This is a genomic window from Helicobacter pylori (assembly GCF_021062735.1).
In the GTDB taxonomy this organism is placed as follows: domain Bacteria; phylum Campylobacterota; class Campylobacteria; order Campylobacterales; family Helicobacteraceae; genus Helicobacter; species Helicobacter pylori_DN.
This window is the reverse complement of sequence record NZ_JAHXLB010000028.1, coordinates 1-8,116: the sequence shown is the minus strand read 5'-3', so window position 1 is coordinate 8,116 and position 8,116 is coordinate 1. Positions and strand designations below refer to the sequence as shown.

Annotated in this window: 12 protein-coding genes; 1 reads left to right on the top strand and 11 read right to left on the bottom strand. The window is 37.9% G+C overall.

Features of this window, described 5'->3' with window-relative positions:
* Positions 1 to 165: 165 nt before the first annotated feature.
* The 10 genes from KX581_RS08045 to recR are packed head-to-tail and all read right to left on the bottom strand — an operon-like array spanning position 166 to position 7,586.
* Positions 166 to 651 carry a GNAT family N-acetyltransferase gene (locus tag KX581_RS08045; protein WP_231176071.1) on the bottom strand — a complete coding sequence of 162 codons (486 nt, stop codon included), beginning with the start codon at positions 649 to 651 and terminating at the stop codon, positions 166 to 168.
* 10 nt (positions 652 to 661) lie between these two features.
* Complete coding sequence (locus KX581_RS08040) at positions 662 to 1,417, bottom strand: 7-carboxy-7-deazaguanine synthase QueE (protein ID WP_231176070.1); 756 nt, start codon at positions 1,415 to 1,417, stop codon at positions 662 to 664.
* Entirely contained in the window at positions 1,414 to 2,016 is a 603-nt protein-coding gene (locus KX581_RS08035; protein ID WP_231176069.1) for a 6-pyruvoyl trahydropterin synthase family protein, read from the bottom strand. The genes KX581_RS08040 and KX581_RS08035 overlap by 4 nt, the downstream gene beginning before the upstream one ends.
* Before the next feature lies 1 nt (position 2,017).
* Complete coding sequence (locus KX581_RS08030) at positions 2,018 to 2,677, bottom strand: hypothetical protein (RefSeq protein ID WP_075657804.1); 660 nt, start codon at positions 2,675 to 2,677, stop codon at positions 2,018 to 2,020.
* Positions 2,674 to 3,477, bottom strand: coding sequence for a 5'/3'-nucleotidase SurE (gene surE / locus KX581_RS08025; protein ID WP_231176068.1), 804 nt, complete (start codon positions 3,475 to 3,477; stop codon positions 2,674 to 2,676). Before surE ends, KX581_RS08030 begins: the two co-directional genes overlap by 4 nt.
* Positions 3,474 to 4,385: a polyprenyl synthetase family protein gene (locus KX581_RS08020; protein WP_231176067.1), complete on the bottom strand. Its 912-nt coding sequence runs from the start codon at positions 4,383 to 4,385 to the stop codon at positions 3,474 to 3,476. Before KX581_RS08020 ends, surE begins: the two co-directional genes overlap by 4 nt.
* A 15-nt stretch (positions 4,386 to 4,400) precedes the next feature.
* Positions 4,401 to 4,943 (bottom strand): GTP cyclohydrolase I FolE, encoded by a 543-nt coding sequence (gene folE / locus KX581_RS08015; protein WP_000426948.1) that lies wholly within the window; start codon positions 4,941 to 4,943, stop codon positions 4,401 to 4,403.
* Positions 4,944 to 5,876, bottom strand: coding sequence for a zinc metalloprotease HtpX (gene htpX, locus KX581_RS08010; protein WP_231176066.1), 933 nt, complete (start codon positions 5,874 to 5,876; stop codon positions 4,944 to 4,946).
* The gene (truD, locus tag KX581_RS08005; RefSeq protein ID WP_231176065.1) at positions 5,863 to 7,008 is read right to left on the bottom strand and encodes a tRNA pseudouridine(13) synthase TruD; all 1,146 of its coding nucleotides are present in this window, start codon (positions 7,006 to 7,008) and stop codon (positions 5,863 to 5,865) included. Before truD ends, htpX begins: the two co-directional genes overlap by 14 nt.
* Positions 7,005 to 7,586, bottom strand: coding sequence for a recombination mediator RecR (gene recR, locus KX581_RS08000; protein ID WP_001099598.1), 582 nt, complete (start codon positions 7,584 to 7,586; stop codon positions 7,005 to 7,007). The genes truD and recR overlap by 4 nt, the downstream gene beginning before the upstream one ends.
* Positions 7,587 to 7,729: 143 nt before the next feature.
* Between recR and KX581_RS07995 the strand changes: the two genes are divergently transcribed.
* Entirely contained in the window at positions 7,730 to 7,936 is a 207-nt protein-coding gene (locus KX581_RS07995; protein ID WP_180630118.1) for a 2-hydroxymuconate tautomerase family protein, read from the top strand.
* A 60-nt stretch (positions 7,937 to 7,996) separates the two neighbouring features.
* On the opposite strand, the gene KX581_RS07990 is transcribed toward KX581_RS07995, so the two are convergent.
* A partial coding sequence (locus tag KX581_RS07990; RefSeq protein ID WP_073423031.1) for an outer membrane beta-barrel protein occupies positions 7,997 to 8,116 on the bottom strand: 120 nt, incomplete at its 5' end.

Sequence of the window (8,116 nt, the reverse complement as noted above, 5' to 3'; positions counted from 1 at the left end):
TTTTATTGAAATTTAAAGTTTTTACAAGAGATTAGTGTTTCGTATTGAAACAAAATTTTAACAACAAGCGTTTGTTTTAGGGTTTATTTATCATTAATTAGGCTGTGTTGATAAAAGTTTGGTGGTTTGAATGTCGCTTGGGCGTGTGTCAAATGGATGCACCAATCAAGACAAAATCTTTTCCATAAAAAGAGTGGGGAAAATCAAAGTCTCTTCGCCCAACTCCACCACGCAATCCTCTTCTTTGATACGCACAAAACCCAGCTTCTGATAGAGGTTGCATGCCTTGATTTGACTCTTGCTCACATGCAGAGAGATTTTAGTATAGCCTTTAATGAAAGCGTATTTCTCCACGCTTTCATAGAGTTTTTGACCTAGCCCTTGAGATTGATAAGCACTATCCATGTGGAATTTACACAGCTCTGCTTCTGTTTTATTGATAGGATTAAGCCCGCAGATCCCGATGAGCTTTTTATCCTTTCTCATTCCAAAAAATTCCCCGCCATGCTCGCGCAATTTTTGAACAAACCCGCTAATGCTGGGCAAAAGATCCAAGCGTTGGATAAACCCTAAAGGGTTATCAGCGATGCGCTTGGCATAAAATTCTTCTAATTCAGTGGGGTATTTGGGCGAAAAAACTTTGATGGTCATGATTAACTTCTTAAAACCCTTTTTGATTATCCCACAAGCGGATATGGAGCCTATCGCTCAGCCTGAAACCATGCTCTATGGCTAGGGGGGCTAGGATTTTGAGATTTTTGTCTAATTCCTTATTTGTTGTGCCTAAGGGCATTAAAAAGATTTCATTATTTTTTAAGGAGAGTCGTTTCAAAAGGTTTTGAATTTCTATGATAGATTGAATAGCGTTTTGGCTCTCTAAAACAAATTTAAAATGCACGCTTTTAGCGTTATTTAAGATATTTTGCAAGGCTTTAAGGTTGATTCTCTTGCTTTCTTCTTCTAAAGAAAAAGAGAGTTTGACGCTCAGGGTGAAATGCAATTCTTTTAAAATAGGGCTAAATTCAAAAAAAATAGAGCCGTTACTCTCTACAAATAAAGGGATTTTTTTGCGATAAAAATGTTCTAAAACGCTGATTAAAATAGGGTTATTAAAATACAAGCTTGGCTCCCCGCCTGTAAGAATGAAATCAAAATGTTTATAATTAGGGGCTAAATCCTCTAATCGTTCAATCAAAGATTTAGGCTCATTGTAATAATCCCAAGTTTCTTTGAATTTAGGATGCACCGCATACAAGCTATCACAACCCGTTAGGATTTCATCATGCAATATGGTTTTACAATTAAAGCCCTTACATGAAAGGTTACACCCCCCTAAGCGCAAAAAAAGACTGGGTTTGCCTATCCTTTTTCCTTCACCTTGTAAGGAAAAAAAGCTCTCAACGACCGGGAGTTTCATGGGATCTGGTGTAAGGGTTTAGCGTGGAAAAAGCATTGTTTTTCATCGCTGATGATTTTATTGAAAAAATCCTTATCTTGCCACAAATTTTGAATGCCTTGTGAAAAAGAGACGCAATTTGGATGCACTAAAGATTTAAAGTGTGGGTTTTCTAAATCTTTTAAAAAGCTTTCCGCATAGCCGTTTTTAGTCTCATGCACGCGTACGCTAGAGACTTTTAACTCCCCTTCACCATTAGAAAAAACGCTTTTTTGTAAAATCCTTGTCAGGTAGTATAAAAACATGAGAGCGTAACCCTCTGCGCTCAGATTAAACGAGCATTTCACATAACGCATGCAATGATTTTCTATAAAACGCTGGAACTCATCGCTTTCTTTGTCCCAAAAATGATGGGCATGATCAAACGACTCAATGAAAACTTGCATTTCTTGTTGCATCAGCCCAAAATCTAACGCCATGTTCGCGCTGTCTAAGCGGTTGGTTTCAATAAAAACCTCCACTTCATAATTATGCCCATGGATATTTTGAGCGCATTTTACAGAAGAGCAATTGCGCACCACATGGCTAGCGCAAAATTTATACAATCGCCTGATAACCATTTCATTCTCTATAACATGGCTGATAAAGGGGCAGTCTTAAATTGTAGTAGTAGCGTTCAGGGCGGTTAAAATCAATGCGCTTGATCGTGCTTTTAATCAAATCCCTATAGAGCATTTGATAGCCGCAAGTCCTTCCGCTCACGCTCCCATCCACATATAGAACCCGTTTTTGCAGCACCACATCATACCAATCCAAAATAAAATGCGAATTAGCGCTCATTAAAATTTGCTCGCTAAAGCCATTGATAGCGTAGTAATCGGTAGGGGTTTGAGAGCAATAAAACTGCCCCCCAAGAAAATAACAAGGTTTATTGACTTGATCGATCAGCTGGTAATTGTATTGGTAAAACGGCACAGCTGAGATGTTGCGGACAATGCGTGCATAGATCACATTTTTGGCTTTATCTAGCGGGAATTCTGCTTGCGTGAAGACATTGTAAAAGCCTAATTTTTGCAATTCATAAACAATCACATTGATATAATAAGAAGTCATCGCATCGCTTCTGTCATAAGCCACCACGATAGTGGAATTATAGTTGAACAAATAATCCCCTGTAACTTCTGAATAATACCCCATGTGCAAGCGGTGTTGGCATGCACTAAAGAAGAACAAAACCCCAACAATCAGCCCTAAAAAAGCCAAGTGCTGATTTTTACTCACTTTAACATTCCCTTATGCCAAGATTCCAAATTTTTCAAATCATCATAACTGGTTAAGTCTAAATTTAAAGGCGTGATAGAAACATGGTTTGAAGCAATAGCGTCAAAATCAGAGAGTCTGTCTTCATTTTCGCGCTTTTGCCATTCTAAAGGGTGTAGCCCTAGCCAAAAATAGCTTTCATTTTTGGGGTCTGTGTGCTTATGCACTTCTTTTTTATACAACCTATAGCCCTTAGGGGTGATGCATTCGCCTTTATATTCTTGTAAGGAGCAATTAGGGACATTCACATTCAAGAGCTTGCGTCCTTTTAAAGGGTAGCCGTTTGTGAAAATGTTTTGGACTAAATCCTGGATGATCTTTTGAGCCAGATCAAAATTTAGGGGCGTGTTTTTATTTCTAGGAGAAAGGATTTGAGAAATCGCAATGGAAGGCACGCCCTGAATCGTGCCTTCAATCGCTCCGGCCACCGTTCCAGAATAAATCGTGTCTTCGCCCATATTAGATCCAAGATTGATCCCTGAAATCACCAAATCAAAACAAACATGCTTGAACAACTCATTGATCGCCAGATACACGCAATCGCTTGGCGTGCCATCATCAATCCTATAATGCCGGCCTTCTTTGCCCTTAATTTTCTCCGCTCTTAAAGGTGCAGTGATAGTAATGCATTGCGAGCATGCGCTTTTTTCATGCTTGGGGGCGACCACATAAATTTCTGCCATTTCTTCTAAAGCCTGTTCTAAAGCTTTAATGCCTTTTGCATGGTAGCCATCATCGTTGGTGAGTAAAATTTTTCTCATGTCTTGCCTTTAAATAGAGTGTTCAATAACGCGTTTAAATTTTCTTGCAATAAAGGATAAGTGGGTTTTAATAGGTTTAAATCGTTTAAAACTTCTGTTTTTAAAGTTTGAGCGTAATCATTTGCCTTCTCTAGCCCCAATAAATTCACAAAGCTGTTTTTAGCGCTGTCTAAATGCGTGGTTTTACCGCTCTCTTCTTCATCTTGTGTAACGTCTATAATATCGTCTAACACTTGAAAACAAAGACCCGTTTTTAACCCAAAAGCCTGAAGCCATTTAAAAAGCTCTTCATCTTTAATACCGCTTGCAACAAGCCCCATCATCAAGCTTGCGCTAATCAATTTAGCGGTTTTATGCTCGTGTAAGAAAGTGAGTTGCTCCAAATTTAAGGGCGTGTTTTCAAAATAGCAATCCAAAGCCTGCCCCAAAACCATGCCCTTAATCCCCCCATTAGCGCTTAAGATTTTGATTAATTCCACAATGATATGGCTTTCTAGTAAAGAATTTGAAAGCAATTCAAAAGAGTAAGTGTTGAGTGCATCGCCGATTAAAACGGCTGTGGTTTCATCGTATTTAGCGTGTAAAGTGGGGTGATTTCTCCTTAAAGCGGCATTATCCATGCATGGTAAATCGTCATGGATGAGCGAATAAGTGTGCAAGCATTCAATGCTTAAAGCGATTTTAAAATATTCTGTTTGTTGGCTAGAATAATCTTTTTGACCCACTAACGCGCAAAGCACGGCTAAAAAAAGCTTAGGGCGGAACCTTTTACCCCCATTAAGCACCATTTCAAAAAAGGCTTTTTCCAAATAAGGGTGGAAGCTTTCAAGGTGTAAATGATGGTGGTTTAAAAAGCTTTCAAAACGCTCGCACTCATTATAATAAAAGGATAAATTAGGGTTATTCATGCATAGAATTATAACCTAAGATTTTAAGAGTTGCATAAATTCAGCTCTGGTTTTAGGGTCTTTTTTAAAGAGACCTCTTAGAACGCTTGTTTTAATGATCGCATTTTGCTTTTGCACCCCCTGCATGCTCATGCACAAATGCTTGGCTTCACAAACCACGATCACGCCCCTTGGCTCTATGATTTCATCAAAGGTTTCGGCAATTTGAGTGGTCAGCCTTTCTTGGATCTGCAAGCGTTTGCTATAAATTTCAATGAGTTTGGCGATTGCACTAATGCCTACAATCTTTTCCTTAGGGATATATCCCACGCTAATATTCCCAAAAAAAGGGAGCAAATGGTGCTCGCAAGTGGAGTAAAATTCAATGTTTTGAGCCACTATCATTTCATCGCAAACGCCTTGAAAATACGCGCTTTTTAAAGCCACTTTAGGATCTTCTTTATAGCCTTTATACAAGAATTTCCATAATTCTTGAACCCTTTTAGGCGTCTCTTTTAGACCTTCTCTATTCTTATCTTCGCCGATATTTTCAAAAAACTGGTTGAAAAAATTTTCCATTTAAACAAAACGCCTTGATAAAGATTGGATACGATTTTTAATGCTAGGGTGGGTGCTAAACATTTCAGCGTTAAAAAGATAAGCCGCCGATCGGGTGGAGTTCTGATCTATGCCCTTGTAATCGTTGTTCGCATAGTCGTTAGAAATTTTTTGTAAGGCTCTAATCATGGGCTTATTGTCATGCATTAAAAACGCCGCCCCGCTATCGGCCATGTATTCTCGTGTGCGGCTCAAATACATTTGCAAAAGGAGCGTTAAAAAAGGCAAAATGATCTGTAAAATTAATAAAATCATTCGGGCTAAATTCGCCCCGCTATTCTTGCGATTCCCCATGAAAAAATACACGCTAAAATTAGCCGCTAACAGCATGATATTGCTTAAAATCCCCACACACATGGTCAAGCGAATGTCATTGTGCCTGATGTGGCTGAGCTCATGAGCGATCACGGCTTTCAATTCATCTCTATCCAACCTCTCTATTAAAGCGCTTGTAAGAGCGATAAGGGAGTTAGATTCATTCCACCCGCTCGCAAAAGCGTTCATGTAAGGGGCTTTAATGATATAAAGCTTAGGCTCAAAATGAAGCTTAGCCTCTTCTAAAAGCTCTAACAAAAGGCGATGGATTTGGTTTTCTTTAGAGCTTAAAACCTTGCTTGGATCAATAAGCTTGTATTCATCACCGCTTAACATGATAGAGCTAAAATTTTGGATACAAATAACAATAATAACAAAAGCCGCTAAAAACATGATAATGGTGATCGTAGGAAAAATTTGAAAAGTCATGAGTTTAAAAAGGGCTATGCCTAAATCATTAGCGTTGATTCTAATAGCATCCACCAACAATCCGATAAAAGCAAAAATTGCGCAATAAGTGGTTAAAACCGCGTTCGTTTTGAGCCTGTTTTGCACGATAATCTTTTCAAAATTCGTCATTATTTTCTCCTTTCTCATGCTTGATTTCTTTGAGCAACGCGCTCGCATAACTCCCTTTAGGCAAGTAAAATCCCAATTCAAATTGCGCTTTTTCTTTGATATATTGGGAAGTTACATTTTCTGCAAACACCCAAAAAAACCGCCTGGATCCTAGCGTTTTAGCATTGCTATTTAAAAGGTTATGCTGGAATTCTTTTTCAATTTCTAAACTCAAATTTTTTGCATAAAGAGCTTTTTTGCCGTCTAGTAACCCCGTAGGCACAGCTTCTTTGTTTAAAAACCTTTCGCTCTCTTTTTCTAATTTTAAAGCGTCAAAAAACTTCCCATAAGGGTAATGGCACATCACATCGCCTTCTAGGATTTTAAAGGGGTGGGCTTGGTTTTTAAGGGTTTTTAGGGTGCTTGAATTGACGCTTAATTTTTTTTGTTTAAAAAATTCTAAATTTTCTTTTAGGCTAAAATCGCTAATGATTTTACTGATTTCTAATCGTTTGCTTAAAAGCGCGTTAAACAAATAACTTTGATAGCTTGAAATTAAAAAAGCGTTTAATTTTTGATGGGCGAATTTCGTTTTATTTTGTAAGATTTTTAACCCTTCTTTATGGTTGTCATTGAACTTCCCGAAGCGTTGCGAGCCAAAATAATTAGGCATGCCAAACTGTGCGATTTGTTCTAAAACCTGCTCTGTTTTTTGAGCGTTTAGGGGGGTCATTTTTTTAAAACGCATAAAAAAGCGATTCCCCTTTAAATGCCCTAATTTGATTTTATTATGGTGGTAATTCAAAGACAGGATTTTAAGGTTTCTTTCTTGCAAGTTGCTCGTATTTTTTTCTAATAAAGGGGCGTATTTTTTAGGGAGTGAGATGAATTGAGTCGTCAGCGCGTTTTTATCTTTCAAGCCCGCATAACCCAATTCGGCGATTTTTACCCCTAAAATTTGAGAAAAAATCTGAAGCATTTCCAAAGTGCTTAAACCGCTTTTTCTCACTTGAATAACGGCATGTTCGCCTGTGTTGCTAAATTCATACAAAGGCACTTCATGCACGCAAAAATCCCTAGCGCTAGGATTGAAATGAAAATCAATGCTCGCATGGTTATAGGCGTGCAATAGGGGCATAAAGTTTAAATTCATGCCTTGATCCTTGAATTAAACGCCCTTGAGAGCGAGACTGAGTCAATGTTTTCAAAATTCACTCCAGTAGGCACGCCTTGAGCGATTTTAGTGAAAGTGAGATGGAAATGCTGTAATTTATCTTCAATATAAAGCATTAAAGAATCGTTAGCCAAAGTGGGGGGGAAAGCAAAAATGATTTCTTTAATGTTTTCTTCAATCAGGCGTTTTTCTAGGGCGTTAAAATCCACTTCTTCTATAGAATTTAACACATAATAGCGCCCTAAAAAGTCCTTTAAATCTTCTAAAATAAACACATCTCTTGGGTGTAAAACCATGCAAAGTTGAGAATTTTGCCTGCTCTCATCAGAGCAAATCTCACAAACTTCACTCTCACTGAGCGCGTTACAAGATGCGCATGTTTTAAGGTTTTCTAGCGCGTTCTCTAAAGCGTGCGTGATTTTGAGCGCCAGATAAGGGTTTTCTAAACCCAAATGATACGCCATTTTAAAGGCGGACTTTTTACCCACATTGGGGATTTTTTCTAAACAATCCACTAAATTTAAAAAGTGGTTCAAGCTGTTTTTATAAGTATTCATTTTGTTAGTATATCAAACTTAACTTGACTTGAAAGCCACTAAAAGGGCTTTTATTGTTTTTAAAAGAGGATTTAATCATGAAAGACTAATGAAGCGTTTAGATAAAAGCGTTATAATGCGTTATCTCAATTTTAAGGAATACTATGCCGTTTATCAATATCAAACTTGTGCCAGAAAATGGAGGGCCAACAAACGAGCAAAAACGGCAATTGATTGAAGGGGTTTCAGATTTGATGGTGAAGGTGTTAAACAAAAATAAGGCTTCTATTGTGGTTATTATAGATGAGGTCGATTCTAATAATTATGGTCTTGGGGGCGAGAGTGTTTATCATTTGAGGCAAAAAAACTAAAGAGTTTTTAAAATTCAAAGGTTGCGATACGCTTTTAGGGGGTGCTTATTTTCTACCCCCCTAAAAACTATAAACATAACTCACATTAAACACCACAAGGCGTTTGAAAAAGAGGGAAGTGTTTAGCCCTTTGCCATGCGTTTCATAAAAGGAATTGACCGCTAAAGGGATTTTCAAGCC

Coding starts and splice junctions, on each gene's coding strand:
- KX581_RS08020 (WP_231176067.1), bottom strand. CDS start 4,385: ATGAATAACCCTAATTTATCCTTTTATTATAATGAGTGCGAGCGTTTT.
- folE (WP_000426948.1), bottom strand. CDS start 4,943: ATGGAAAATTTTTTCAACCAGTTTTTTGAAAATATCGGCGAAGATAAG.
- KX581_RS07995 (WP_180630118.1), top strand. CDS start 7,730: ATGCCGTTTATCAATATCAAACTTGTGCCAGAAAATGGAGGGCCAACA.
- recR (WP_001099598.1), bottom strand. CDS start 7,586: ATGAATACTTATAAAAACAGCTTGAACCACTTTTTAAATTTAGTGGAT.
- htpX (WP_231176066.1), bottom strand. CDS start 5,876: ATGACGAATTTTGAAAAGATTATCGTGCAAAACAGGCTCAAAACGAAC.
- truD (WP_231176065.1), bottom strand. CDS start 7,008: ATGAATTTAAACTTTATGCCCCTATTGCACGCCTATAACCATGCGAGC.
- KX581_RS08040 (WP_231176070.1), bottom strand. CDS start 1,417: ATGAAACTCCCGGTCGTTGAGAGCTTTTTTTCCTTACAAGGTGAAGGA.
- KX581_RS08035 (WP_231176069.1), bottom strand. CDS start 2,016: ATGGTTATCAGGCGATTGTATAAATTTTGCGCTAGCCATGTGGTGCGC.
- KX581_RS08045 (WP_231176071.1), bottom strand. CDS start 651: ATGACCATCAAAGTTTTTTCGCCCAAATACCCCACTGAATTAGAAGAA.
- surE (WP_231176068.1), bottom strand. CDS start 3,477: ATGAGAAAAATTTTACTCACCAACGATGATGGCTACCATGCAAAAGGC.